Source organism: Histidinibacterium aquaticum, assembly GCF_008710275.1.
GTDB classification, from domain to species: Bacteria; Pseudomonadota; Alphaproteobacteria; order Rhodobacterales; family Rhodobacteraceae; genus Oceanicola; species Oceanicola aquaticus.
In genome coordinates, this window is the sequence record NZ_VYQE01000004.1 from 300,921 (window position 1) to 325,651 (window position 24,731).

Sequence of the window (24,731 nt, forward strand, 5' to 3'; positions counted from 1 at the left end):
GTCCTGGGTCTTCCCGGCCAGATAAGACTCGCGCTGATAGCGTCAATCTGGTCCGGGGTCGAGTTTGCGCTCCTCGGTTCCCAGGGCGTCGGCCAGCCGCTGGGCGGCGGAGCCGGGGCGCATCGGCTTCTGCTGGCTCTCGTCCGGGGCCCAGCCCGTCAGCGTAACAATCTCGAAGGTGGCGGGGATCCGGCCGTCGGGTCCTGCGAAGCGCTCCTGGTAGAGCCGCATCGCCTCCATCATGACGGCGCGCCGCGTGGGGCGGCGGAGGCGAGAGGCGAGGGCATTCTGCTCGCCCATCGCGCGCAGGTCGCGCATGAGGTGCAGCGGGCTCTCGTAAGTGGCTGTCAGGCTGAAGGAATCCGCCACCGGGAGCCCAAAACCGGCGCGCCCGAGCAGGCCTCCCAGGTCCCGGATTTCACCCATCGGAACGACCCGGGGGGAGAGGCCTCCGGTCACCTGCGCCTCGGCCTCGGCAAGGCAGGCGCGCAGCTCGTGGAGGGTCTGCCCACCGAAGAGCGCTGCCAGCAGGAGCCCGTCGGCGCGAAGCGCCCTGCGGCACTGCACGAGCTGTCCGACCGGATCGTCGGCCCAATGCAGGGCGAGGGCATGGACCACGAGATCGAGCGAGCCCGGCTCCAGATCCAGCGTCTCAGTGTCGCAGGCGATGCGCGCCTCCGGCATCGCGGTGCGCCATGGCTCGGGCCAGCCGGTGACGACGGCGCGGTCGCTAAAGCTCCTGTTAATATCCGCGAGTCTATCCTGAGCCTCGTCGAGAACGGCCTCGTGCAGAAAGAGGGCCGGATCGGCGCGGCGGGCCCGGGCGCGGTGGTGCTCGAGGGCGGCGCGATCGGTCAGTTGGGGCGTGGATGTCATGCAGGCTCATCTAAGAGGATGAGCTCCCGATGCAAAGCGCACTTCGCCTGCTTTACCCCGCCCAGTGCCTGATGTGTGAGGAGCGCACGGCGATTGAGTTCGCCCTCTGCGGCACCTGCTGGGCCGAGACGCCTTTCATCACCGGCCTCTCCTGCGACCAGTGCGGTGCGGCTCTGCCGGGCGAGGCGGATGGCGCATCCGTCCTTTGCGACGATTGCCTGACCATCGCCCGTCCGTGGGAGCGGGGGCGGGCGGCGCTGTCCTACCGCGACTTGGGTCGGCGAATCGTTCTCGCTCTCAAGCACGGCGACCGGACCGACCTCGCGCGCCCGGCCGCGACCTGGATGGCCGGCGCGGCGGGCCCCCTGCTGAGGGAGGAATCTGTCATCGTCCCCGTCCCGCTGCATTGGACCCGCCTCGTGAAGCGGCGCTACAATCAGGCCGCTCTGCTCGCCAACGCGCTGGGCCGCGAGACGGGCCGCCGTGTCATCCCTGATCTCCTGGCCCGCCGGCTGCGGACCCAGCCGCTGGGCGGAAAGAGCCGGGACGCTCGTTTCGCTGCACTGGCCGAGGCCATCGTCCCACGGGGACGCGGCCGGTTGGACGGAGAACCGGTGCTTCTGGTCGACGACGTGATGACCTCCGGCGCCACGCTCGCGGCGGCGGCGGAGGCCGCAGGAACCGCCGGAGCCGGATCGATTGACGTGCTGACACTGGCCCGAGCGGAGAAAGACCCTTAGATCATGGTGAAACCGGAAGGGATCACCATGAAACCTGTCGAAATCTACACCACCCCGATCTGCGGCTTCTGCCATGCCGCCAAACGCCTTCTCACCCAGAAGGGCGTGAGCTTCACCGAGATCGACGTGCTCACCGACCCCTCTCGGAAGGGCGAGATGATCGAACGCGCGAACGGAAAGCGGACCGTGCCCCAGATCTTCGTGGGCGAGACGCATGTCGGCGGGTGCGACGAGCTCTACGCTCTCGACCGCGCGGGCAAGCTCGACCCGCTGCTCGCGGCGTGAGGGCCGCCCTCCTCCAGCTGACCAGTTCGGACGATCCCGGCGAGAACCGCGAGACCGTCCGCTCGCTGCTGCGCGAGGCGGCGGCAGAGGGGGCACAGATCGTCTGCACGCCCGAGGTAACCAACTGCGTCAGCCAGAGCCGCACCAGGCAGAAGGAGGTTCTCTCGCACGAGGACGACGACATCGTGCTCGCCATGGTGCGCGAGGAAGCGGCCAGGGCGGGGGTCTGGGTCTCCCTGGGCTCCATCGCGGTGAAGACGGGCGATGCCGACGGCAGGTTCGCCAACCGCTCGCTGCTTGTGACCCCGGACGGAGAGATCGCGGCGCGCTACGACAAGGCGCATATGTTCGACGTGGAGGTCTCCGAGACCGAGACATACCGGGAGAGTGCGGGCTACCGGCCGGGTACTCGGCTTGCTCTGGCGGAGACGCCGATCGGGCCGGTCGGCCTTTCGGTCTGTTACGACCTGCGGTTTCCCTATCTCTACCGGCGGCTCGCGCATGCGGGGGCGGAGGTTCTCCTCGTTCCTTCCGCCTTCTCGCCCGTCACGGGGGCGGCGCACTGGGAGCCGTTGCTCCGGGCACGGGCCATCGAGTGCGGCGCCTGGGTCCTGGCCGCGGCCCAGACCGGCGGGCACCGGGCCGAGCGGGGAAAGGCGCGCCGGACCTACGGGCACGCCATGGCTGTCTCGCCCTGGGGCGAGGTGGTGCTCGACATGGGGACCGAACCGGGCATCGGCTACGTCGAGATCGACCGGGGGGCCGTCGCGGAAGCGCGGCGGAAGGTACCGTCCCTGACCCATGACAAGGAGCTTTCGGGACCGTGAGCGATGCGACCGACAGTCTCGCGGTCTCGCTCTTTTCCGAGATCATCACGGTGGAGCAGCTCGCCCGGACCAGCGTCGCGCGGATTCTGCCCAAGGGGATGGAGCTGAGCCAGTTCGCGGTCCTCAACCACCTTGCCCATACCGGGCTGGAGCGGAGCCCGGCGCAGCTGGCGCGGAGCTTTCACCTGACCCGGGGGGCGATGACCAATACCCTGAGAAAGCTCGAATGGGCGGGATGGGTTCACGTCAGGCCCGACTGGGACGACGCTCGGCGCAAGATGGTCTCGATCTCGCCGGCCGGGCTGAAGGCTCGGAATGCCGCGCTGGAGGCGATCACGCCTCTGATCGCCGAGGTCACGCGAAAGGTGGGACCCGAGAAGGTCCGTGCGGCGTTGCCGGTGCTGAGAGAGCTCAGGCTGAGGCTTCTGGCCGACGACTGAGGCGTCCAAATTTGGACGCATGACTAAATTACTGTTCTGTAATCAAAAAAGGGTTAACGGGCGTGACGCTCACCTTTGGACTCAAGTCGCTCGGACTGGCGACCGACCTGCTCGCGATGACGGGCCTTTCTGATATCGAGAGCCTCGAGGACCGGATCGTCGTCCGGACACCCGGCGAACCGGACTACTGGTTCGGCAACACCGTGATTTTCCGGGACGACCGGATCGATCCGCGGCCGCAGGTCGAGATCTTCAACGAGCATTTCCCCGATGCCCGGCACATCGTCATCCAGTGGGATTCGCCCGGCCTGACCGCACCGCCCGAGCATCCCGATCTGGAGGCGCTGAAGCTGGAGCTAGAGTATTCCGATGTCCTGACACTCGATGGCGTTCCAGAGGACGCGGAGCCGCCGGAGGGGATCGACCTGAGACGTATCGGCACGGACGAGGAATGGGGCCAGGTCGTTACGCTCCAGAACGAGATGGGCCTGGAGGACGGCTACGATCCCAACGCGCACCCCGCCTATATCGAACAGCGCTTTGCCGCGGTTCGTCGGCAGATCGAGGGCGGTCTCGGCGCCTGGTTCGGGGCTTTCGACGGCGATCGGCTGGTCGGGGACATGGGCGTCCTGCACGACGACAAGGTCGCCCGGTTCCGCAGCGTGGAGACGGCCGCGAGCCACCGGCGGCGAGGCATCTGCTCGGCCCTGCTCTCCAAGACCGGGCGCTGGGTCCGGGAGCGAGCGCCGGAGGCCACGCTGGTGATCGTGGCCGATTCGGACGGCTCCGCCGGACGGCTCTACCAAGCGGCCGGTTTCCGGATGACCGAACGGATGATCGCGGCGGTGCGGCCTGGGTACTGAGCCGCTCGGTCGTCAGTCCGTCGGGGCAAGGGCCGCGGTGACGTAGTTCACCGACAGGTCGCGATCCGAGAGGCGCCAGCTCCAGGTCACCGGGTTGAAGACGAAGCCCTTGCGGTCCACCGGGTCGAGCCCGGCCTCGCGCATCAGGTCGAAGAGCTCGTCGGGCGTGATGAACTTGCGCCACTCGTGGGTGCCCTTCGGCAACCAGCGCATGACGTATTCGGCCCCGACGATGGCCATGGCGAAGCTCTTAGGATTGCGGTTGAGCGTGGAGCAGATGTGCAACCCGCCCGGCTTCAGGAGTTGCCGGCAGGCCGTGAGGTAGGCCAGCGGATCGGACACATGTTCGACCACTTCCATGTTGAGCACGACATCGAACGTCTCGCCGTTCTCGGCCAGCGCCTCGGCGGAGGTGTGACGGTAGTCGATCTCGAGGCCGGACTGCTCGGCGTGCAGGCGGGCGACGGGGATGTTGCGCTCCGCCGCGTCGGCGCCGACGACAGTCGCGCCGAGGCGCGCCATGGGCTCGCACAGAAGTCCGCCACCGCAGCCGATATCGAGGATACGCAGGTCCTTGAACGGGGCGTCGGCAGAGAGGTCGCGGCCGAACTCTCCGGCGATCTGCGCCGTGATGTAGTCCAGCCGGCAGGGGTTGAGCATGTGCAGCGGCTTGAACTTGCCCTCCGGGTCCCACCATTCCTCGGCCATGGCCTGGAACTTGGCGACCTCGGCGTCGTCGATGGTGCTGGCGCCGGTTTGCATGGGTCCCCTCCGTCGTGTCATTTCAGCAGGACGTGATCGCGGCCGCATTGGCGGATGCAATCCGTCATTCGCGCCTATATAGGTCAGGCATGGACAAGGTCTCCGGACAAAAGCGCGCGGCGGCGCACCTTTACCCGCCCATCGACCCCTTCGATCAGCGGATGATCGACGTGGGCGACCGGCACCGGATCTACGTGGAGCAGTGCGGCAACCCGAAGGGCATTCCGGTCGTCGTTCTGCACGGCGGGCCCGGCGGCGGCTGCTCGCCCGCGATGCGCCGCTACTTCGATCCCGACCTCTACCGGATCGTGCTGTTCGACCAGCGCGGCTGCGGACGGTCGCGGCCCCATGCCAGCGTCGAGAACAACACCACCTGGCACCTCGTCGACGATATCGAGCGGATCCGGCGCGAGCTGGGCATCGAGCGCTGGATCGTCTTCGGCGGGTCCTGGGGCGCGACCCTGGCGCTGGTCTACGCGCAGGAACATCCCGAGCGCGCCGCGGCCTTGGCGCTGCGCGGCGTGTTCCTGATGACGCCGCCCGAGCTCGACTGGTTCTACGGCGGCGGCGCCGGCCGATTCTTCCCGGAGCTCTGGGAGAAGTTCAGCGGACTGGTTCCCGAGGACGAGCGCGACAACCTGATCGCGGCCTACCATCGGCGGCTTTTCTGCGGCGACGTGATGACCGAGACCCGTTACGCGCGGGCCTGGGCCTCCTGGGAAAACGCTCTGGCCTCGATTCACAACGAGGGGATGGGCGGCGAATCGCCGGCCGATTACGCCCGTGCCTTCGCCCGGCTCGAGAACCACTACTTCACCCATGGCGGCTTTCTCGGGGAGAAGCGGATCCTCGACCGGGTCGACCGGCTCGAGAAGGTGCCGGGAGTCATCGTGCAGGGCCGCTACGACATGATCTGCCCGCCCTACTCGGCCTACCGGCTGTCGGAGGCCTGGCCCAAGTCTCGGCTGAAGATGATCGGGCGGGCGGGCCATGCGTTGTCCGAGCCCGGGATTTCGGCCGAGCTGGTGCGGGTCATGGACAACTTCGCCGCACGGCGCGAACGGCTGGAGGTGTGATGAGCGGACGGGCCGACCGGCGTGCTCTCCTGGCCTCGGGTCTCGCCGCGGCGGTCTTCGCCGCGTCGGGGATGCCCGTGCGCGCAGGGGCCGGACGCGGTGGCGTCCTGCGGGCCGCGGTTCCTCTCGCGGGCCTTTCGGATGCGCGCGACGGGCTGATCTACGAGACGCTGACCGAGCTGGCGCCCGACGGGACGCTGCGCGGGGCGCTGGCGACCGACTGGGAGCCAGTGGATGGTGCCCGTGCCTGGGCCCTGACCCTGCGGCCGGACGTGCGCTTTCACGACGGCCCCGCCTTCGGTGCCGACGATGTGGTCCGGACGCTCGAGGGTGCCGTCGTCGAGGGGCCGCTGCGGGTGCGGGTGACGCTGCCCGACGCCGATCCCGACTTTCCGCTCAAGCTCGCGGTCCCCGCGCTGGCGATTCGCCGGGGTGAGCTGGGGACGGGCGCCTACGCGACGGTCGCCGAGGGCGGCGCGCGGTTCACCGCGCGGCGGCTGGAAAGCCATTGGCGCGACGGCACGGCAGGGTGGTTCGACCGGGTCGAGCTGATCGGCCTGGACCCGGGCGAGGCGCGTCTCTCGGCATTGCGCACGGGACGGGTCGATGCGGCCAGCGGGCTCGGGCTCCACGCCGAGGGTCGGCTGCGTGCGGGCGGCGATCACGAGGTCGTGCCCGGAGCGGCGGATCTCGAGGCCGTGTCCCACCGGATCGGGCGGGGCGGTGTGCCAATGAGCCATCCGCGCTTCGCGCTTCATTGGTGGGCGGCCTGAGGCCCCTTGCAATTGCGAGCCGCGGGGCGTATCTGCCCTGACAACAGCGGAGCGCTGGGGTCCAAACCCGGTGCCCCACCGATGAAGTGATGCGGGCCGCTGGCCCGCTTTTTTGTTTCTGGGACCGAGAAGAGACATGTCCGACATGATCGCCAAGACGGCGATGGACCGCAGGATCGCCGAGATCGTCACCCCCGTCATCGAGGACATGGGGTACGAGCTGGTGCGCGTGCGTCTGATGAGCGGCAAGACCTCGACATTGCAGATCATGGCGCAGAAGCCCGATGGAACGATCGAGGTGGACGACTGCGCCGAGATCTCGACCGCCGTGAGCGCGGTGCTGGACGTGGAGGACCCGATCCTCGACGCCTACACGCTGGAGGTCTCCAGCCCGGGGATCGACCGGCCGCTGACGCGGCTGAAGGATTTCGACCCCTGGGAAGGCTACGTCGCCAAGCTGGAGACGGACGAGCTGATCGACGGACGTCGACGCTTCAAGGGCGTGCTCGGGGGCACCGAGGGCTCCGAGGTACTGATCGAGATCGAGGAACACGGGGAGCCGGTGACCATCGGCCTCCAGTTCGACTGGCTGAGCGATGCGAAGCTGGTCCTGACGGACGAACTGATCCGCGACGTTCTCAAGGGCCGCAAGGATGCGGGCCAGATCGACGAGACGGAATACGACGAGGTGGAGACCGTGCTGGACGGTCCGGATGAGGAGAGCTGAGCATGGCGATTACGTCTGCCAACCAGTTGGAACTGCTGCAGACCGCTGAAGCGGTCGCGCGTGAGAAGCTGATCGACCCCGCGCTGGTCGTCGAGGCGATGGAAGAGAGCCTCGCCCGGGCCGCGAAGAGCCGCTACGGCTCCGAGATGGACATCCGCGTGTCGATCGACCGCAAGACCGGCCGCGCGACCTTCACCCGCGTCCGCACGGTGGTGGATCCCGAAGAGCTCGAGAACTACCAGGCCGAAATGACGCCGGATCAGGCGAAGCAGTATCTCGAGAATCCGCAGATCGGCGACACCTACGTCGAGGAGATCCCGCCGGTGGAGATGGGCCGCATCGCCGCCCAGTCCGCCAAGCAGGTGATCCTGCAGAAGGTCCGCGAGGCCGAGCGCGAGAAGCAGTACGAGGAGTTCAAGGACCGTATCGGCACGATCCTGAACGTCCAAGTGAAGCGCGAGGAATACGGCAACGTCATCGTCGACCTGAACGCCGGCGAGGGCGTGCTGCGCCGGAACGAGAAGATCGGCCGCGAGAGCTATCGCCCGAACGACCGGATCCGCGTCTACATCAAGGACGTGCGCCGCGAGCCGCGCGGGCCGCAGGTCTTCCTGTCGCGCACCGCGCCGGAGTTCATGGCCGAGCTCTTCAAGATGGAAGTGCCCGAGATCTACGAGGGCATCATCGAGATCAAGGCCGTGGCCCGCGACCCCGGCTCGCGCGCCAAGATCGCGGTCATCTCCTATGATTCGAGCATCGACCCCGTCGGCGCCTGCGTCGGTATGCGCGGCAGCCGCGTGCAGGCCGTCGTGAACGAGCTGCAGGGCGAGAAGATCGACATCATTCCGTGGAACGAGGACCTGCCGACCTTCCTCGTGAACGCGCTGCAGCCCGCCGAGGTCAGCAAGGTGGTTCTCGACGAGGACGCCGAGCGGATCGAGGTGGTCGTGCCCGAGGAGCAGCTGAGCCTCGCCATCGGCCGCCGCGGCCAGAACGTGCGCCTGGCTTCGCAGCTGACCGGTCTCGATATCGACATCATGACCGAGGAAGAGGAATCGGCGCGTCGCCAGAAGGAATTCGAAGCGCGGACCAAGCTCTTCATGGACACGCTGGACCTGGACGAGTTCTTCGCCCAGCTGCTGGTCTCCGAGGGCTTCACCAACCTCGAAGAGGTCGCCTACGTCGAGCAGGACGAGCTGCTCGTGATCGACGGCGTGGACGAGGACACCGCGCAGGAGCTTCAGACCCGCGCCCGGGAATACCTCGACGCGCAGAACGCGAAGGCGCTCGAGCGCGCCCGCGAACTCGGTGTGGACGACAGCCTGATCAACTTCGAGGGCCTGTCGCCCGCGATGGTCCTGGCGCTCGCGCTCGACGACGTGAAGACGCTCGAGGACTTCGCCACCCTGGCCGACTGGGAAATCGCCGGCGGCTGGACCACCGTGGACGGCCAGCGCGTGAAGGACGATGGCATCCTCGAGAAGTTCGACGTCGGCCTCGAAGAGGCGCAGGACATGGTCATGACCGCCCGCGTCCTGCTGGGCTGGGTCGACCCGGACGATCTGATCGCCGAGACCGAAGAGGGCGAGGAAGCCACCGAAGAGGAGGCGGAGGCCTGATGGGCCTCCGGGGACCGGAGCGATGTCGCGAGGCGGCAAAACCAAGGATCGGAGCGTCTCGGAACGGCGCTGCATCGTCACTGGCGAGGTTCAGCCTCGCCAGGGCTTGATCCGTTTCGTTTCGTCCCCAGATAACCTCGTTGTGCCCGATGTGCTGGAAAAGCTCCCCGGGCGCGGCATGTGGGTTACGGCCGACCGCGCCGTGCTGGACAGCGCAAAGGATGGGCAGTTCAGCCGGGCCGCAAAGGCCAAGGTCCACGTTCCCGATGATCTGGCCGACGAAGTGGAACGCCAGGTCACCCGCAGGGTCATCGATCTCATCTCTCTCGCGCGGAAGGCCGGTCTGGCCGTCGCGGGCTTCGAGAAGGTAAAGTCGTGGCTCGCTGACAAGCCGGTTCGCGTGCTGCTCCAGGCGAGCGACGGGTCGGTTCGCGGAAAGGCCAAGCTCTGGACCCCGACCGGCGCCCGCTACTTCGATTGTCTCACGCAATCGGAACTCGGGATGGCCTACGGACGGGAAAGTGTGATACATGGCGCGCTCGCTACTGGCGGACTCAGCGACCGTGTTGTAGAGGAAGCCGCAAGACTTAAGGGCTTGCGCGACAGTGGCGGCGGCCAGGGGGCCGCCCGGAAGGAACAGACATCTCTATGAGTGATACCGACGGCAAGAAAACACTTGGTCTCCGTGGTTCCCGGTCGGGGAACGTGAAGCAGAGCTTCAGCCACGGGCGCACCAAGAACGTCGTGGTGGAAACCAAACGGAAGCGGGTGGTCTCGAAACCGGGCGCCGGAGCGGGCAAATCCGCTGCGCCGCAGGGTGGGGGCGATCCGTCCAAGCGGCCTGCCGGCATCTCCGAGGCCGAACTCGAGCGCCGGATGAAGGCGCTTGCCCTCGCCAAGGCGCGCGAGTCCGAGGACGCGGAGAAGCGCGCCGCCGAGGAGAAGGCCCGCGAGGAAGAGCGCCAGCGCCGCCGCGACGAGGCCGAGGCCAAGGAGCGCGAACAGCGCGAGGCCGAGGAGCGTGCGAAGGCGCGCGCCGAAGAGGAAGAGCGCAAGAAGCGCGAAGCCGAAGAGGCCAAGGCCCGCAAGGACGCTGAGAAGAATGCGCCCGCCGCAGATCCGGCCGCCGCACAAGCGGCCGAGGCCGCTGGTGCCGCACGTCCGGCCAAGAAGGACCGTGAGCGCGACAACAAGGGCGGCGCCGACCGCGCGCCCAAGAAGGGTCGCGCCGACGACGGCGGCAACCGCCGCTCCGGGAAGCTGACTCTGAACCAGGCGCTCGCCGGTGGCGAAGGCGGCCGGCAGAAGTCGATGGCCGCTATGAAGCGCAAGCAGGAGCGCGCCCGCCAGAAGGCGATGGGCGGTCCTGTCGAGCGCGAGAAGGTCACCCGCGAGGTCCAGCTGCCCGAGGCCATCATGGTCTCCGAGCTGGCCAACCGGATGTCCGAGCGTGTGGCAGATGTCGTCAAGGCGCTGATGCAGAACGGCATCATGGCGACCCAGACGCAGACGATCGACGCCGACACCGCCGAGCTCATCATCGAGGAATTCGGTCACAAGGTGCGCCGTGTGTCCGACGCCGACGTCGAGGATGTCATCCACATCGAGGACGACAAGCCCGAAGAGCTGAAGGCTCGCCCGCCGGTCATCACCGTCATGGGCCACGTCGACCACGGCAAGACCTCGATCCTCGACGCGATCCGCAAGGCGCGCGTCGTGCAGGGCGAGGCCGGTGGCATCACGCAGCACATCGGTGCCTACCAGGTTGAGACCGACAGCGGTTCGACGCTGACCTTCCTCGACACGCCGGGCCACGCGGCCTTCACCTCCATGCGGGCCCGTGGCGCGCAGGTGACGGACATCGTGGTGCTGGTCGTGGCCGCGGACGACGCGGTGATGCCGCAGACCATCGAGGCCATCAATCACGCGAAGGCCGCGAAGGTCCCGATGATCATCGCGATCAACAAGTGCGACAAGCCGGAAGCGAACCCGGACAAGGTCCGGACCGACCTTCTGCAGCACGAAGTCATCGTCGAGAAGCTCTCGGGCGACGTGCAGGACGTGGAAGTCTCCGCGACCACCGGCGCGGGCCTGGACGAGCTGCTCGAGGCGATCGCGCTGCAGTCCGAGGTCCTCGAGCTCAAGGCCAACCCCGACCGCTCCGCCGAGGGCGCCGTCATCGAGGCGCAGCTCGACGTGGGCCGTGGCCCCGTGGCGACCGTGCTCGTGCAGCGCGGCACGCTGAAGCAGGGCGACATCTTCGTCGTCGGCGAGCAGTGGGGCAAGGTTCGCGCCATGGAGAACGACCAGGGCAACCGGGTGAAGGAAGCCGGTCCGTCGGTGCCCGTCGAGGTCCTGGGTCTCAACGGCACGCCCGAGGCCGGCGACGTCCTGAACGTCGTCGAGACCGAGGCGCAGGCCCGCGAGATCGCCGAGTACCGCCAGAACGCCGCGAAGGAAAAGCGCGCGATGGCCGGGGCCGCGACGACTCTCGAGGCGATGATGGCCAAGGCCAAGGCCGACGAGAACGTCGAGGAACTGCCGATCCTGGTGAAGGCCGACGTGCAGGGTTCCGCCGAGGCGATCGTCCAGGCGATGGAGAAGATCGGCAACGAGGAGGTGCGCGTCCGCGTGCTGCACTCGGGCGTCGGCGCCATCACCGAGACGGACGTGGGTCTCGCGGAGGCTTCCGGAGCGCCGATCATGGGCTTCAACGTCCGGGCCAACGCGTCGGCCCGCAACACGGCGAACCAGAAGGGCGTGGAGATCCGGTACTACTCGGTGATCTACGACCTGGTGGACGACGTGAAGGCGGCCGCCTCCGGTCTCCTCAGTGCCGAGGTTCGCGAGAACTTCATCGGCTATGCCGAGATCAAGGAGGTCTTCAAGGTCTCCAACGTCGGCAAGGTTGCTGGCTGTCTCGTTACCGAGGGCATCGCTCGTCGCTCGGCCGGCGTCCGCCTGCTGCGCGACAACGTGGTGATCCACGAAGGCACGCTGAAGACGCTGAAGCGCTTCAAGGACGAGGTGGCGGAAGTGATCTCTGGCCAGGAATGCGGCATGGCCTTCCAGAACTACGAGGACATCCGTCCCGGCGACATCATCGAGATCTTCGAGCGCGAAGAGATCGAACGCTCGCTCTGAGCCACGGATAAACAAGCGAAAAAGGGGCGTGGCCGCATGGCCGCGCCCCTTTTTCCTTCTCATGCCTCGGGTTTTCGCCACCGCTCCACCAGCCGGCCGGTGAACCGTTTCGCGCCGATCCGGACGACGGCATGACCGTTGTCGAGCCTGCGTTCGAGCACGCCCTGAATGGATACGCCTGTTCCGATGAGGATGGTCTTGAGCATGGCAGCCTCCGCGCAAGAGCTGCCGCGCAGACTACCGTCCAGGTATTAACGCTTTGCTCGCGCGATCAGAGCCAGTCGCGGAGGATGGGAATCAGCGGAAGATCGGCCGGGGGCATGGGGTAGTCGCGCATGTCACGTGGGCGGACCCACTTGAGCGTCTGGCCCTCCTGCGCCTGCGGGATCCCCTCCCACTTGCGGCAGGCAAAGAGCGGCATGACGAGGTGAAAGTCCTCGTAGCCATGCGAGGCGAACGTGAGCGGCGCGAGGCAGCTCTCCCAGGTGTCGATCCCGAGCTCTTCGTGCAGTTCGCGGATCAGCGCGGACTCGGGCGACTCGCCCTTCTCCACCTTGCCGCCCGGGAATTCCCAGAGCCCGGCCATGGACTTGCCCTCGGGCCGCTGCGCGAGGAGCACGCGACCGTCCGGGTCGATCAGGGCGACGGCTGAGACGAGGACGACCTTCATGCGGGCTCCGGGGCAATGGGGTCGAAGCGCACCCTACGACCTGTAGTCGGCGTTGATGTCGATGTAGGCGTGGGTCAGGTCGCAGGTCCACATGGTCGCCATGCCACCGGCTAGGCCGAGGTCCACGGCGATCGTCAGGTCCTCGCCCCTCATGTAGCTGGCGCCCTGTTCCTCGGAGTATCCGGGAGAGACCCAGCCCTGTTCCGCGACGAGGATATCGCCGAAGCGGATCGACAGGCGGTCCCGGTCGGCCTCGGCGCCGGACTTGCCGACGGCCATGACGATGCGGCCCCAGTTCGGATCTTCCCCGGCGATGGCCGTCTTGACCAGCGGCGAATTGGCGATGGCGGAGGCCACACGCCGGGCGTCGGCATTGGTGCGCGCACCGGTGACCCGGACGGTCACGAACTTGGTCGCCCCCTCGCCGTCGCGAACGACCTGGTGCGCGAGATCGAGCATCACGCCGTGCAGGGCCTCGTTGAAAGTCACGCTGTCCGTGACATCGACGCCGGAGGCACCGGTCGCAGCCATCAGCAGTGTGTCGGAGGTCGAGGTGTCGCTGTCCACGGTGATGCAGTTGAAGGTGAGATCCGACTGGCATTTCACCAGCGTCTGCAGTGCTGGCTGGCCGATCAGGGCGTCCGTGAAGATATAGACGAGCATCGTCGCCATGTCGGGCGCGATCATGCCCGAGCCCTTGGCGATCCCGGCGATGCGCACCGGCTCTCCGCCGATCTCGACCTCGACGAATGCGCCCTTGGCGTAGGTGTCGGTGGTCATGATCGCGCGGGCGGCGGGCTCGATGCCGCCTTCGTCGAGACTGCTGGCCAATTCATCCAGCTTCGCCTCGATGCGGTCGTAGGGCAGGGGCTCGCCGATGACGCCGGTGGAGGAGGTGAAGACCCGATCCTTTGAGCAGCCGAGCTTTTCGGCCACGCGGGCGGTCAGGCTTTCCACCGCTTCGACACCGGCCTGGCCGGTGAAGGCATTGGAATTGCCCGAGTTTACCAGGATCGCGGCGGGCCCCGTGGAGGGGCCCGCGATCTTGGCCTGGCAATCGAGCACCGGGGCCGAGCGGGTGGCGGAGGTCGTGAAGACGCCCGCCATCACGGTGTCCGGCGCGAGCTCGGCCAGCATCACGTCGGTGCGGCCGGGATAGCGTACCCCGGCCGCTGAAGTCGAAAACCGCACGCCCGCGATGGGCGGAATGCTTGGAAACCCGGCCGGGGCGAGCGGCGAGACCTTCATGCGATCACTCTTCCAGGAGGGAGAGGTCGCCGAGGGTGGCCGGATCGATCTCGCCCTCTTCGGGGCGGCTGATCTCGGCGGCTTCCTCGAGACGGGTCAGCTCCTGCTCGACCGCGTCCTGCTGGATCTGCTGCGTGAGCTCACCGCGGACCTCGTCCAGGGACGGGGCTTCCTGCATGCGGGTCTCGTTCAGCTTGATGACGTGCCAGCCGAACTGGGTCTGGACCGGCTCGGAGATTTCACCGGCCTCCATCTCGGAGACGGCGTTCTGGAAGGGCTCGACCATGGAGCCGGGGCCGAACCAGCCGAGTTCACCGCCGGCCTCGGCGGAGGGGCCCGTCGAGTTCTCCTGCGCCAGCTGGGCGAAGTCGGCGCCTTCGGCGCGCGCCTGCTCGACGAGGGCCTGCGCCTCTTCCTCGGTCTCCACGAGGATGTGCGACGCGTTGTACTCGGTCGTCGGCTCGGCGTCGGCGAAGCGGGCCTCGTAGGCCTCCTGCAGGGCTTCGTCGGTGACGGCCTGCTGGCTGAGCGTGTTGACGTATTCGCCGGCGCGCAGGCTGCGCTCTTCGTTGGCGAGCGCGATGCCGATGCGGGCGGGCGCGTTCTCCAGCTCGTCGGACAACAGCTGCTGCTGGATGAGCTGCTGCAGCAGACCGTCGAAGACGACCTCGGGCGGCAGCTGCGAGTACTGCTGCGGCAGCTGGGTGCGGGCGATGATCATCTCGCCCAGGGTGATCTCCGTACCGTTCACGGTCGCGACCACGTCGGAGGCCTCCTGGGCCTGCGCTGCGCCGGCGCTCAGGGCGAGCGTCGAGGCGGCGAGAAGCGTCTTGATGCGGGTCATGAAGCGTCCTTGATCTGCCGCGGGGGCGCGGCGTTGACAGTGTGTTTGGGCACCCTTACCTACCCTTTCAGGCTCCGAGGGGGCCGGTTCTTGGCCTTCTTCTATGGGCCGTGCCCACGATGGGCAATGGGGGCCTCCTCTCACGAGATTGACAGCCTCGGCTGCCGCCAGGCGCAGGAGAGATGATGCTCGGATCTATCGCGAAGAAGGTGTTCGGGACGCCGAACGACCGCAAGGTTAAGGCCGTCCGGCCGCTGATCGAAAAGATCAACGCGCTGGAGCCCGAGTTCCAGAAGCTTCCGGACCAGGCGCTCAAGGACAAGACCGAAGAGCTCGCCAAGCGGGCGAGGGACGGCGAGAGCCTGGACGACCTTTTGCCCGAAGCCTTCGCCAACTGCCGAGAGGCGGCGCGGCGGGCGCTCGGTCTCCGGGCTTTCGATGTGCAGCTCATGGGCGGCATCTTCCTGCATCAGGGCAACATCTCCGAGATGAAGACCGGCGAGGGCAAGACGCTGGTCGCGACCTTCCCCGCGTATCTCAATGCGCTGACCGGCAAGGGGGTCCACATCGTCACGGTGAACGACTACCTCGCCCGCCGCGACGCCGAGTGGATGGGCAAGGTCTATGGTGCGCTGGGTCTGACGACCGGCGTGGTCGTGCCCCAGCAGCCCGACGCGGAGAAGCGCGCGGCCTACCAGTGCGACGTCATCTACGCGACGAACAACGAGCTCGGCTTCGATTACCTCCGCGACAACATGAAGTCCGAGCTGAGCCAGATGGCCCAGCGGGAGCACTACTACGCCATCGTCGACGAGGTGGACTCGATCCTGATCGACGAGGCGCGGACGCCGCTGATCATCTCTGGTCCCTCGCAGGACCGGTCGGAGCTCTACAAGACGATCGACACCCTGATCCCCGAACTCAAGGAAGAGCACTACGAGATCGACGAGAAGAGCCGCAACGTCACCTTCACCGACGAGGGCAACGAGTTCCTCGAGGAGAAGCTGCGCGCGGCCGAGCTGCTGCCCGAGGGGCAGACGCTCTACGACCCCGAGAGCACGACGGTGGTGCACCACGTCAACCAGGGGCTCCGGGCGCACAAGCTCTTCAATAAGGACAAGGACTACATCGTCCGCGACGGCAGCGTCGTCCTGATCGACGAGTTCACCGGCCGCATGATGACCGGCCGCCGCCTGTCCGACGGCTTGCACCAGGCGATCGAGGCGAAGGAGGGCTGCGACATCCAGCCCGAGAACGTGACCCTCGCGAGCGTCACCTTCCAGAACTACTTCCGCCTCTACGACAAGCTGGCCGGGATGACCGGTACCGCCTCGACCGAGGCAGAAGAATTCATGTCGATCTACGGGCTCGGCGTGGTCGAGGTGCCGACGAACAAGCCCATCGCGCGCCAGGACGAGGACGATCAGGTCTACCGGACCGCGACGGAGAAGTACCAGGGCATCGTCCGGTCGATCCGCGAGGCGCACGAGAAGGACCAGCCGATCCTCGTCGGTACGACCTCCATCGAGAAGTCCGAGCTTCTGTCGCAGCTGCTTCAGCAGGAGAACATCCCGCACAACGTCCTGAACGCGCGCCAGCACGAGAAGGAAGCCCAGATCGTGGCCGAGGCGGGTAAGCCCGGCGCGGTGACCATTGCCACGAACATGGCGGGCCGCGGCACCGACATCCAGCTGGGCGGCAACGTCGACATGAAGGTGATGGAGGCGCTGGACGCCGATCCCGAGGCCGACCCCGACGCGCTCCGCAAGAAGATCGAGTCGGAGCACGAGGAAGACAAGAAGCGCGTCCTCGAGGCCGGCGGTCTATTCGTGCTGGCGACCGAGCGGCACGAAAGCCGCCGGATCGACAACCAGCTGCGCGGCCGCTCCGGCCGCCAGGGCGACCCCGGCCGGTCGAGCTTCTTCCTGTCGCTCGAGGACGACCTCATGCGGATCTTCGGGTCCGAGCGCCTGGACAAGGTGCTGTCGTCGCTCGGCATGAAGGAAGGCGAGGCGATCGTGCACCCCTGGGTGAACAAGTCGCTCGAGCGCGCCCAGGCCAAGGTCGAGGGCCGCAACTTCGACATCCGCAAGCAGCTGCTCAAGTTCGACGACGTGATGAACGACCAGCGGAAGGTGATCTTCGGCCAGCGGCGCGAGATCATGGAAGCGCAGGACGTCAGCGAGATCACGCGTGATATGCGCCACCAGGTGATCGAGGACATCGTCGCCGAGCGGATGCCCGAGCGGTCCTACGCCGAGGACTGGGACACCGAAGGCCTGAACGACGACGTGAAGAAGTACCTCGGTCTTGAGCTGCCGGTCGTCGCCAAGGCGCAGGAAGACGGCGTCGACGACGACACCATGCGCGAGTGGCTCGAAGAGCAGTCCGACAAGTACATGGAGGACAAGACAGCCTCCTTCGGCGAAGAGACCATGCGCAACGTCGAGAAGCAGATCCTGCTTCAGACCATCGACGCCAAGTGGCGCGACCACCTTCTCACGTTGGAGCATCTCCGGTCCGTCGTCGGCTTCCGCGGCTACGCGCAGCGCGATCCGCTCAACGAGTACAAGACCGAGGCCTTCCAGCTCTTCGAGAGCCTGCTCGATTCCCTCCGCGCAGAGGTCACCGAGAAGCTCAGCCAGATTCGCCCGATGACCGACGAGGAGCAGAAGGCGATGATGGACCGGCTGATGGCCCAGCAGAAGAAGATGCAGGCGCCTGCCAAACAGCCGACCCCGGTCCCTGCTGGGGCCGACGACGTGGCCGCCGACGGCGCCTCTCCTGCATTCGACGAGAACGATCCGGCGACCTGGGGCAACCCAGGCCGGAACGATCCCTGCCCCTGCGGGTCCGGCGCCAAGTTCAAGCATTGCCACGGGCGTCTGTGACGCCAGACGCGGGCCGGTGACGGTCCGCGCCGGCTACATCTTTCCGCCCCATTTCCGTCCCCCTCTTTCCGCAGCCGGGCCCCGCTGAGGTCAAAGGACTTTCGTTAGGTCGCTCCGGGACCTTGCTGTGGGACGGAGACCTTCATGTCCAAGCTTCGGAAGATCGCGATCGCGGGCGGCACCTTCGGCGTCGCTCTCTCCATCGGATTCGTGATGCAGAACGAGGACGTGATGGCGGCGCGGTTCGGCACCGATATTCCCGAGCTGGAGGGCGGTGTCTACGACGAGCCGATCCTGCCCCCGCCCGGGCCGGACGCCCTGGCCAACGGACCCGTTCCGCAACAGCAGACGCCGCCCGCATCGGAAGACCTTGCAGGGTCGCCGATGCCCGAGGGAGCGCCCGCGCAGACAGCTGACGCGGCGCCGGAGGCCGAGCAAGAGGGGCCCGGACCGGCAATCGTATTCCACCAGGCGCCCGAGCGAGCCGAGGAGGACACTGCCGAGGCTGCCCCCGTCGTGCTGGCCGCCGCGCCGGCGATCGACGCGAGCCTCCTGCCCGCCCGCGACGTGGTGACCCTGGCGGCCGCCTTCGAGAACGATCAGCCGCGGGTCCCCGCCTCGCCGCGCGGGCTGACCGCGCCGGATGGGCAGATCAGCCGGGCCTCCGCGCCTTCGGACCCGGAAAACGGAGCCTGCCGTACGACGCTGACCGCTGAACCGGCCGAGGCTGCCATGGTGGATCTGACGCTCGAATCGCCCTGCATGGCCGAGGAGCAGGCCACGATCCATCACCAGGGCATGCTTTTCACGATGCTGACCGACGAAGCGGGGACGGCACGGGCCTCGGTGCCGGCGTTGTCGGAAGCCGCAGTCTTTATCGCGTCCTTCGAATCCGGCGACGGGGCCGTCGCCACGGCGCGGGTTCCCTCGCTCCCGGATTTCGACCGCGCTGTGCTCCAGTGGGAGGGCGAGACGGGCCTGCAGCTTCATGCCCGGGAATTCGGTGCCGCCTACGGCAGCGAGGGCCACGTCTGGCAGGCCGCGGCGCGCGGGCCGGAAGTGGCCGCGACCGGCGAAGGCGGGTTCCTCGTGCGGCTCGGCGACGGCGCGGGAGTCTCGCCGCTCTTTGCCGAGGTCTACACCTTTCCGACCGCGGCCAGCCCGGTTTCCGGCGACATCTTCCTGTCGGTCGAAGCCGAGATCACCGAAGAGAGCTGCGGCGAGGAAATTGCGGCACAGTCGATCCAGGTGAAAGCCGACGGCGCGGCGGATGCGCTCGATCTCACGCTGGCAATGCCGGGTTGTGATGCGGTCGGTGAGTTTCTCGTATTGAAAAACATGCTGGCGGACCTGACACTCGCCGCACGATGAGGCGATCGACCGGACTGTGTCTTAATAGAGTGGTGCGATGTGCGGCGGGGATGCTCGCCGCACTTTCACTTTGTGCGGGCGCGCTCGCGGCGCAGGAGGTGACAGTCTCGGCCCGCGAGGGCGCGATGACGGTGAGCGGGCGCGTGCTCGGTTTCGATGGCCGGTACCTGCGGTTGGGCACGGAGTCCGGAGAGGTCACCCTCGACTACGCCGCGGTGACCTGCGAGGGCGAGGCCTGTCCAGACCCCGAGACCTTCGTCCCGGAACTGCGGCTCTCCGGCGCCCCGCGGCTGGGCGAGGTGCTTCTCCCCGCCCTGATCGAAGGCTTCGCTTTCGCCGAGGGCTATGCCGTCAGCCGGGACGAGGAAGGACCGGGGCGGTTCACCTACGTCCTGTCCGAGACTCCCGAGGGACCGCCCGTTCAGCGGTTCTCGTTCAGGTTGACGACGACGGACGAGGGTCTGGAAGACCTTCTCACCGAAAAGGCGGATGTGCTGCTGGCAGTCCGGGAACTCCGGGCAGACGAACAGGAGGCCGCACAGGTCGCTGGGCTCGGCGACCTCGGCGCGCCGGAGCAGGCGCGCATCGTCGCGCTGGACGGGCTGGTGCCCATCGTTTCGCCCGGGCGCGAGCGTGAAGCCATCGACCTGACCGACCTCGCCCGCGTCTTCGGCGGCGAGATCGACGATTGGTCCGACCTGGGGGATGCGCCGGGACCGGTCCGGCTGCACCTCGGGGACCCGATGGGCGGTGAAATGCAAGGCTTCGCGGAGAGGGTCGTGCGGGCCGCGGGGTTAGAGCTTTCGGCTGACATCGTGGTTCACCCATCGCCGAGAAGCGTCGCGGCGGCCGTCGCAGCGGATCCGGCGGCGCTGGGGATCGTGCCTTACCAGAGCTACGGCAACGCGCGGCCGCTCGCCGTTTCGGGACGATGTGGGCGGCAGGCAGAGGCCGACCTGCTGTCGTTGAAGACCGAGGACTATCCCCTCACGCTGCCGCTGTTTCTCTACCTGCCGCGCCGGCGCCTGCCGGACGTGACCACCGAGTTCCTGGCCTGGCTGCGCACGGAACGGGCGCAGTTCGTTGTCCGTCGGGCCGGGTTCGTGGACCTCGGAGCCGAGCCGATCGGGATCGACGCGCAGGGTCAGCGCCTCGCGGCGGCGATCCTTGAGGCTGGGGAGGAAGTGTCGCTCGGCACGCTGCAGGCCATGGTCCGGCGGTTGGCGGGGCGGGATCGTCTCTCGACCACCTTCCGGTTCGAGGAAGGCGAGACGCGGCTCGATGCGCAGTCCCGGTCGAACGTCTACCAGCTCGCCCGGGGGATCCGGGACGGTCGGCACGACGGCAAGGTCCTGCTGCTTGCGGGCTTCTCGGACGGGAGGGGGCCGGCACTGGCGAACCGCGCGCTGGCGGCGGCCCGGGCCGAGGCCGTCCAGCAGGAGCTGGTGACGGCCCTCGGTGGCTCACTGCCCGAGGGGGTGCGCGTGCGAACGGTGGCCTTCGGCGAGGCGCTGCCCATGGGCTGCGACGACACCGGCTGGGGGCGGCAGATCAACCGCCGCGTCGAGCTCTGGGTCGAACGCTAGAGCAGGCCCTGCGAGCGAAAGCTCAGCTCCCGCGATCTTCCGATGACCAGGTGGTCGTGCAGCACGATGCCCAGGGCGTCGGCCGCCCCGGCGATCTGGCCCGTCATGTCGATGTCGGCGGGGCTCGGCGTCGGGTCGCCGGAGGGATGGTTGTGTACGAGGATCAGGGCGGAGGCATTGAGTTCCAGCGCCCGCTTCACGACCTCTCTCGGGTAGACGGGCACGTGGTCAACGGTGCCCTTCGCCTGTTCCTCGTCCGCGATGAGCGCGTTCTTGCGGTCGAGGTAGAGGACGCGGAAATGCTCGGTGTCCCGGTGGGCCAGCACGGTGTGGCAATAGTCGAGAAGGGCATCCCAGGAGGAAATGACCTGTCGGCGGAGGATGCGTGCGCGGGAAAGGCGGTGGGCCGCCGCCTCGACGATCTTCAGTTCGCAGATCACCGCATCGCCCACGCCGGCGGTCTCGGCCAGCCGGGCCGCCGGAGCCGAGAGCACGGCGTTGAAATCCCCGAACCGGTCGAGGAGGTTGCGTGCCAACGGCTTCACGTCCTGCCGGGGGATGGCGCGAAACAGGACCAGTTCGAGCAGCTCGTAGTCCGGCACCGCGTCCGGACCGCCCGCGAGAAAGCGTTCGCGCAGGCGCCTCCGGTGGTCGCGGATGTAGGAAGGGAGCTTGCCCCCGGTTTCGGGCTGACCCGGGAAGAGGGGGAGGGGAGCTTCGGACAGGTCGCGCGCCATGGCGGGACCATGGCGCACCGAAGGTTATTAAAGGCTTAAGCGCTCCTCCGCCCGGCGGGCGGCGTCGCGTGTCAGCCCTTCATCCCGTCCCAGAAGCTCTTCACGGCGGAAAAGAAGGACGAGCTCTGCGGGTTGTTGCTTTCCGACAGCTTGTCGAACTCCTTCAGCAGCTCTTTCTGGCGGGGCGTCAGGTTGACCGGCGTTTCGGCCTGGAGCTCGATGAACATGTCGCCGTGCCCGCCGCCACGCAGGCCGGGCATGCCCTTGCCGCGCAGGCGCATCTGCCGACCGGTCTGGCTGCCTTCGGGGATCTTCACCCGGCTACGGCCACCGTCGATGGTGGGCACCTCGAGATCTCCGCCGAGCGCGGCCGTCGTCATGCTGACCGGAACGCGGCAGTGCAGGTGCTGGCCGTCGCGGCTGAAGAGCTCGTGCTCCTTCAACTCGATGAAGATGTAGAGGTCGCCTGCCGGGCCACCGCGGAGGCCGGCCTCGCCCTCTCCGGCGAGGCGGATGCGGGTGCCGGTCTCGACGCCAGCGGGAATGTTGATCGAGAGGGCGCGCTCCTTCTCGACACGGCCCGCTCCATGGCAGCTGTGGCAGGGATTCTTGATCGTCTGGCCGACGCCGTTACAGGTCGGGCAGGTCCGCTCGACCGTGAAGAAGCCCTGCTGCGCGCGCACCTTGCCCATGCCGGAGCAGGTCGGGCAGGTCTGCGGTTCGGCACCGCCCTCGGCACCCGTGCCGTTGCAGGTGTCGCAGGGGACGGCGGTGGGGACGGTGATCGTCTTCTGCAGGCCGTTGTAGGCCTCCTCCAGGGTCACCCGGAGATTGTAGCGGAGGTCGTTGCCGCGGGTCGCGCGGGAGCGGCCGCCACCGCGGGCGCCGCGGAAGTCGCCGAAGAGATCGTCGAAGATGTCGGAGAAGGCCGAGGCGAAGTCCCCCTGGCCGCCGAATCCGCCGCCGGGATGGCCGCCGCCTCCGCCCATGCCGCCCTCGAAGGCCGCGTGACCGTAGCGGTCGTAGGCCGCCTTCTTGTCGGGATCCTTCAGCGCCTCGTAGGCCTCGTTCACTTCCTTGAACTGGGCCTCGGCGTTCGGGTTGTCGGCGTTGCGGTCCGGATGAAGCTCCTTCGCCTTGCGGCGATAGGCTTTCTTGATGTCGTCGGAGCTGGCGCCTTTCGTGACACCCAGAACGTCGTAGAAGTCGCGTTTCGCCATGTTCTCGTTATCCCCTTCGGGAACGCAAAGACCGGCCCGGGCCATGCCGGGCCGGTCTGGTACGCATCACTCGTCGTTACGAACGCTTGTTGTCATCAAGGTCCTCGAAGTCGGCGTCGACGATGTCGTCGTCGGAGGAGCCGGAAGAGGACTCGCCCTCGCCTTCGCCGGAGCTCTCGCCGCTGTCGGCCTGGGCCTTGTAGATCGCTTCGCCGAGCTTCATCGCGGATTCGCGGACGTTCTGGATGCCGGACTTGATCTTGTCCGGATCCTCGCCCTCGAGATCGTCCTTGAGCGCGGAGATCGCGAGCTCGATCGCCTCGATGGTGGTCGGGTCGACCTTGTCGCCATGCTCTTCCATCGACTTTTCGGTCGAGTGGATCAGGCTCTCCGCCTCGTTCTTGGACTCGACCAGCGCGCGGCGCTGCTTGTCCGCGTCGGCGTTGGCCTCGGCATCCTTCACCATCTTCTCGATGTCCTCGTCGGAGAGACCGCCCGAGGCCTGGATCGTGATCTTCTGCTCCTTGTTCGTGCCCTTGTCCTTGGCGGACACGGAGACGATGCCGTTGGCGTCGATGTCGAAGGTCACCTCGATCTGCGGCATGCCGCGCGGCGCCGGCGGAATGTCCTCGAGGTTGAACTGGCCGAGCATCTTGTTGTCGGAGGCCATCTCGCGCTCACCCTGGAAGACGCGGATCGTCACGGCGCTCTGGTTGTCCTCGGCGGTCGAGAAGATCTGCGACTTCTTCGTCGGGATCGTGGTGTTGCGGTCGATCAGGCGGGTGAAGACACCGCCCAGCGTCTCGATGCCGAGGCTCAGCGGGGTCACGTCAAGCAGGACGACGTCCTTGACGTCACCCTGCAGCACGCCCGCCTGAATGGCGGCGCCGGCCGCGACGACCTCGTCGGGGTTCACGCCCTTGTGGGGCTCTTTCCCGAAGAACTTGGTCACTTCCTCGACGACCTTCGGCATCCGGGTCTGACCGCCGACGAGCACGACTTCGTCGATGTCGTTGGCTGTGAGACCGGCGTCCTTGAGGGCCGCCTGGCAGGGCTTGATCGAATTCTTGATCAGGTCGCTGACGAGGCTTTCCAGTTTCGCGCGGGTCAGCTTCATCACCATGTGGAGCGGCTGGCCGGTGGCGCTGTCCATCGAGATGAACGGCTGGTTGATCTCGGTCTGGCTGGAGCTCGACAGCTCGATCTTGGCCTTCTCGGCCGCCTCCTTGAGGCGCTGGAGGGCCATCTTGTCTTTCGTCAGATCGACGCCGTGTTCCTTTTTGAACTCGTCGGCGAGGTAGTTGACGATGCGCATGTCGAAGTCTTCACCGCCGAGGAACGTGTCGCCGTTCGTCGACTTCACTTCGAAGAGGCCGTCGTCGATCTCGAGGATGGTGATGTCGAAGGTGCCGCCGCCGAGGTCGTAGACCGCGATCGTCTTGCTGTCCTTCTTGTCGAGACCGTAGGCCAGAGCGGCCGCCGTCGGCTCGTTGATGATGCGCAGGACTTCGAGGCCGGCGATCTTGCCGGCGTCCTTCGTAGCCTGACGCTGCTGGTCGTTGAAGTAGGCGGGGACCGTGATGACGGCCTGCGTCACCTCTTCGCCGAGGTAGGACTCGGCGGTTTCCTTCATCTTCTGCAGCGTGAAGGCGGAAATCTGGGAGGGCGAATACTTCTCGCCGCGGGCGCGCACCCAGGCATCGCCGTTGCCGCCGTCGATGATCTCGTACGGCGTGTTCTTCTTGTCCTTCGCGAGATCGGGGTCGTCGAACCGACGGCCGATCAGGCGCTTGACGCCGAAGATGGTGTTCTCGGGGTTCGTGACCGCCTGGCGCTTGGCCGGCTGGCCGACGAGGCGTTCGTTTTCGGTGAAGGCGACGATCGAGGGCGTCGTGCGGGCGCCTTCAGAGTTCTCGATCACGCGGGGCTGCGAGCCGTCCATGATGGCGACGCAGGAGTTGGTGGTCCCCAGGTCGATCCCGATGACTTTGGCCATATTGTCAAATCCCTTTGCAGTCAGGCGGTTTGAACG

The 24,731-nt window shown here is 67.3% G+C and carries 23 protein-coding genes; 14 read left to right on the plus strand and 9 right to left on the minus strand.

The genetic code is table 11. From position 1 onward, the window contains the following. Window positions 1-42: 42 nt before the first annotated feature. Window positions 43-876, minus strand: a complete 834-nt coding sequence (locus F3S47_RS14115) for a methyltransferase domain-containing protein (protein WP_150445920.1) — start codon at window positions 874-876, stop codon at window positions 43-45. A 29-nt stretch (window positions 877-905) separates the two neighbouring features. Here F3S47_RS14115 and F3S47_RS14120 point away from each other — a divergent pair, with 29 nt between their 5' ends. From F3S47_RS14120 to F3S47_RS14140, 5 genes are all read left to right on the plus strand, one after another. Next, window positions 906-1,616, plus strand: coding sequence for a double zinc ribbon domain-containing protein (locus F3S47_RS14120; protein ID WP_150445921.1), 711 nt, complete (start codon window positions 906-908; stop codon window positions 1,614-1,616). A gap of 27 nt (window positions 1,617-1,643) precedes the next feature. Beyond that, window positions 1,644-1,901 (plus strand): glutaredoxin 3, encoded by a 258-nt coding sequence (grxC, locus tag F3S47_RS14125; protein ID WP_150445922.1) that lies wholly within the window; start codon window positions 1,644-1,646, stop codon window positions 1,899-1,901. Next, window positions 1,898-2,728, plus strand: coding sequence for a carbon-nitrogen hydrolase family protein (locus tag F3S47_RS14130; protein WP_150445923.1), 831 nt, complete (start codon window positions 1,898-1,900; stop codon window positions 2,726-2,728). The genes grxC and F3S47_RS14130 overlap by 4 nt, the downstream gene beginning before the upstream one ends. Further along, on the plus strand, window positions 2,725-3,168 hold the full coding sequence (locus F3S47_RS14135; RefSeq protein ID WP_150445924.1) for a MarR family winged helix-turn-helix transcriptional regulator: 444 nt from the start codon (window positions 2,725-2,727) through the stop codon (window positions 3,166-3,168). Before F3S47_RS14130 ends, F3S47_RS14135 begins: the two co-directional genes overlap by 4 nt. Window positions 3,169-3,230: 62 nt before the next feature. After that, window positions 3,231-4,031: a GNAT family N-acetyltransferase gene (locus F3S47_RS14140; protein ID WP_150445925.1), complete on the plus strand. Its 801-nt coding sequence runs from the start codon at window positions 3,231-3,233 to the stop codon at window positions 4,029-4,031. A gap of 12 nt (window positions 4,032-4,043) precedes the next feature. Here F3S47_RS14140 and ubiG read toward each other — a convergent pair whose 3' ends face one another. Next, window positions 4,044-4,793: a bifunctional 2-polyprenyl-6-hydroxyphenol methylase/3-demethylubiquinol 3-O-methyltransferase UbiG gene (ubiG, locus tag F3S47_RS14145; protein ID WP_150445926.1), complete on the minus strand. Its 750-nt coding sequence runs from the start codon at window positions 4,791-4,793 to the stop codon at window positions 4,044-4,046. Window positions 4,794-4,882: 89 nt separating this feature from the next. Here ubiG and pip point away from each other — a divergent pair, with 89 nt between their 5' ends. The 6 genes from pip (at window position 4,883) to infB (ending at window position 12,132) form a co-directional block, all read left to right on the plus strand. Then, on the plus strand, window positions 4,883-5,869 hold the full coding sequence (pip, locus tag F3S47_RS14150; RefSeq protein WP_150445927.1) for a prolyl aminopeptidase: 987 nt from the start codon (window positions 4,883-4,885) through the stop codon (window positions 5,867-5,869). Beyond that, window positions 5,869-6,642: an ABC transporter substrate-binding protein gene (locus tag F3S47_RS14155; protein ID WP_150445928.1), complete on the plus strand. Its 774-nt coding sequence runs from the start codon at window positions 5,869-5,871 to the stop codon at window positions 6,640-6,642. The genes pip and F3S47_RS14155 overlap by 1 nt, the downstream gene beginning before the upstream one ends. 136 nt (window positions 6,643-6,778) lie before the next feature. Next, window positions 6,779-7,369 (plus strand): ribosome maturation factor RimP, encoded by a 591-nt coding sequence (gene rimP / locus F3S47_RS14160; RefSeq protein WP_150445929.1) that lies wholly within the window; start codon window positions 6,779-6,781, stop codon window positions 7,367-7,369. A gap of 2 nt (window positions 7,370-7,371) precedes the next feature. Further along, window positions 7,372-8,988 carry a transcription termination factor NusA gene (nusA, locus tag F3S47_RS14165; protein WP_150445930.1) on the plus strand — a complete coding sequence of 539 codons (1,617 nt, stop codon included), beginning with the start codon at window positions 7,372-7,374 and terminating at the stop codon, window positions 8,986-8,988. Window positions 8,989-9,010: 22 nt separating this feature from the next. Further along, window positions 9,011-9,640 carry an RNA-binding protein gene (locus F3S47_RS14170; protein ID WP_150445931.1) on the plus strand — a complete coding sequence of 210 codons (630 nt, stop codon included), beginning with the start codon at window positions 9,011-9,013 and terminating at the stop codon, window positions 9,638-9,640. Next, window positions 9,637-12,132 (plus strand): translation initiation factor IF-2, encoded by a 2,496-nt coding sequence (infB, locus tag F3S47_RS14175; protein ID WP_150445932.1) that lies wholly within the window; start codon window positions 9,637-9,639, stop codon window positions 12,130-12,132. The genes F3S47_RS14170 and infB overlap by 4 nt, the downstream gene beginning before the upstream one ends. Before the next feature lie 59 nt (window positions 12,133-12,191). Here infB and F3S47_RS19445 read toward each other — a convergent pair whose 3' ends face one another. From F3S47_RS19445 to F3S47_RS14190, 4 genes are all read right to left on the minus strand, one after another. Continuing rightward, window positions 12,192-12,338, minus strand: a complete 147-nt coding sequence (locus F3S47_RS19445) for a hypothetical protein (RefSeq protein ID WP_191090197.1) — start codon at window positions 12,336-12,338, stop codon at window positions 12,192-12,194. Between the two features lie 65 nt (window positions 12,339-12,403). Further along, complete coding sequence (locus F3S47_RS14180; protein ID WP_150445933.1) at window positions 12,404-12,802, minus strand: (deoxy)nucleoside triphosphate pyrophosphohydrolase; 399 nt, start codon at window positions 12,800-12,802, stop codon at window positions 12,404-12,406. Window positions 12,803-12,835: 33 nt separating this feature from the next. Next, on the minus strand, window positions 12,836-14,050 hold the full coding sequence (gene argJ / locus F3S47_RS14185; RefSeq protein ID WP_150445934.1) for a bifunctional glutamate N-acetyltransferase/amino-acid acetyltransferase ArgJ: 1,215 nt from the start codon (window positions 14,048-14,050) through the stop codon (window positions 12,836-12,838). 4 nt (window positions 14,051-14,054) lie between these two features. Continuing rightward, window positions 14,055-14,894, minus strand: coding sequence for a peptidylprolyl isomerase (locus F3S47_RS14190; RefSeq protein WP_150445935.1), 840 nt, complete (start codon window positions 14,892-14,894; stop codon window positions 14,055-14,057). A 185-nt stretch (window positions 14,895-15,079) separates the two neighbouring features. On the opposite strand from F3S47_RS14190, the gene secA reads away from it, so the two are divergent. The 3 genes from secA (at window position 15,080) to F3S47_RS14205 (ending at window position 20,742) form a co-directional block, all read left to right on the plus strand. Next, complete coding sequence (secA, locus tag F3S47_RS14195; RefSeq protein ID WP_396280057.1) at window positions 15,080-17,785, plus strand: preprotein translocase subunit SecA; 2,706 nt, start codon at window positions 15,080-15,082, stop codon at window positions 17,783-17,785. Between the two features lie 144 nt (window positions 17,786-17,929). Beyond that, window positions 17,930-19,156: a translocase gene (locus tag F3S47_RS14200; protein ID WP_150445937.1), complete on the plus strand. Its 1,227-nt coding sequence runs from the start codon at window positions 17,930-17,932 to the stop codon at window positions 19,154-19,156. 50 nt (window positions 19,157-19,206) lie between these two features. Continuing rightward, window positions 19,207-20,742 (plus strand): substrate-binding domain-containing protein, encoded by a 1,536-nt coding sequence (locus tag F3S47_RS14205; protein ID WP_223877833.1) that lies wholly within the window; start codon window positions 19,207-19,209, stop codon window positions 20,740-20,742. On the opposite strand, the gene radC is transcribed toward F3S47_RS14205, so the two are convergent. The 3 genes from radC to dnaK form a co-directional block, all read right to left on the minus strand. Continuing rightward, entirely contained in the window at window positions 20,739-21,479 is a 741-nt protein-coding gene (gene radC, locus F3S47_RS14210; protein WP_150445938.1) for a RadC family protein, read from the minus strand. The genes F3S47_RS14205 and radC overlap by 4 nt on opposite strands. Window positions 21,480-21,550: 71 nt before the next feature. Further along, the gene (dnaJ, locus tag F3S47_RS14215; RefSeq protein WP_150445939.1) at window positions 21,551-22,699 is read right to left on the minus strand and encodes a molecular chaperone DnaJ; all 1,149 of its coding nucleotides are present in this window, start codon (window positions 22,697-22,699) and stop codon (window positions 21,551-21,553) included. Between the two features lie 76 nt (window positions 22,700-22,775). Continuing rightward, window positions 22,776-24,695 carry a molecular chaperone DnaK gene (gene dnaK, locus F3S47_RS14220; RefSeq protein WP_150445940.1) on the minus strand — a complete coding sequence of 640 codons (1,920 nt, stop codon included), beginning with the start codon at window positions 24,693-24,695 and terminating at the stop codon, window positions 22,776-22,778. Between the last annotated feature and the right edge of the window lie 36 nt (window positions 24,696-24,731).

Bases quoted from the DNA above. Each gene is read 5' to 3' on its own strand.
- grxC (WP_150445922.1), top strand. From the start codon at position 1,644: ATGAAACCTGTCGAAATCTACACCACCCCGATCTGCGGCTTCTGCCAT.
- F3S47_RS14180 (WP_150445933.1), bottom strand. From the start codon at position 12,802: ATGAAGGTCGTCCTCGTCTCAGCCGTCGCCCTGATCGACCCGGACGGT.
- radC (WP_150445938.1), bottom strand. From the start codon at position 21,479: ATGGCGCGCGACCTGTCCGAAGCTCCCCTCCCCCTCTTCCCGGGTCAG.
- F3S47_RS14115 (WP_150445920.1), bottom strand. From the start codon at position 876: ATGACATCCACGCCCCAACTGACCGATCGCGCCGCCCTCGAGCACCAC.
- nusA (WP_150445930.1), top strand. From the start codon at position 7,372: ATGGCGATTACGTCTGCCAACCAGTTGGAACTGCTGCAGACCGCTGAA.
- argJ (WP_150445934.1), bottom strand. From the start codon at position 14,050: ATGAAGGTCTCGCCGCTCGCCCCGGCCGGGTTTCCAAGCATTCCGCCC.
- pip (WP_150445927.1), top strand. From the start codon at position 4,883: ATGGACAAGGTCTCCGGACAAAAGCGCGCGGCGGCGCACCTTTACCCG.
- F3S47_RS14190 (WP_150445935.1), bottom strand. From the start codon at position 14,894: ATGACCCGCATCAAGACGCTTCTCGCCGCCTCGACGCTCGCCCTGAGC.
- secA (WP_396280057.1), top strand. From the start codon at position 15,080: ATGCTCGGATCTATCGCGAAGAAGGTGTTCGGGACGCCGAACGACCGC.
- ubiG (WP_150445926.1), bottom strand. From the start codon at position 4,793: ATGCAAACCGGCGCCAGCACCATCGACGACGCCGAGGTCGCCAAGTTC.
- dnaJ (WP_150445939.1), bottom strand. From the start codon at position 22,699: ATGGCGAAACGCGACTTCTACGACGTTCTGGGTGTCACGAAAGGCGCC.
- F3S47_RS14170 (WP_150445931.1), top strand. From the start codon at position 9,011: ATGTCGCGAGGCGGCAAAACCAAGGATCGGAGCGTCTCGGAACGGCGC.
- F3S47_RS19445 (WP_191090197.1), bottom strand. From the start codon at position 12,338: ATGCTCAAGACCATCCTCATCGGAACAGGCGTATCCATTCAGGGCGTG.
- dnaK (WP_150445940.1), bottom strand. From the start codon at position 24,695: ATGGCCAAAGTCATCGGGATCGACCTGGGGACCACCAACTCCTGCGTC.
- F3S47_RS14200 (WP_150445937.1), top strand. From the start codon at position 17,930: ATGTCCAAGCTTCGGAAGATCGCGATCGCGGGCGGCACCTTCGGCGTC.
- F3S47_RS14120 (WP_150445921.1), top strand. From the start codon at position 906: ATGCAAAGCGCACTTCGCCTGCTTTACCCCGCCCAGTGCCTGATGTGT.
- infB (WP_150445932.1), top strand. From the start codon at position 9,637: ATGAGTGATACCGACGGCAAGAAAACACTTGGTCTCCGTGGTTCCCGG.
- F3S47_RS14205 (WP_223877833.1), top strand. From the start codon at position 19,207: ATGCTCGCCGCACTTTCACTTTGTGCGGGCGCGCTCGCGGCGCAGGAG.
- F3S47_RS14155 (WP_150445928.1), top strand. From the start codon at position 5,869: ATGAGCGGACGGGCCGACCGGCGTGCTCTCCTGGCCTCGGGTCTCGCC.
- rimP (WP_150445929.1), top strand. From the start codon at position 6,779: ATGTCCGACATGATCGCCAAGACGGCGATGGACCGCAGGATCGCCGAG.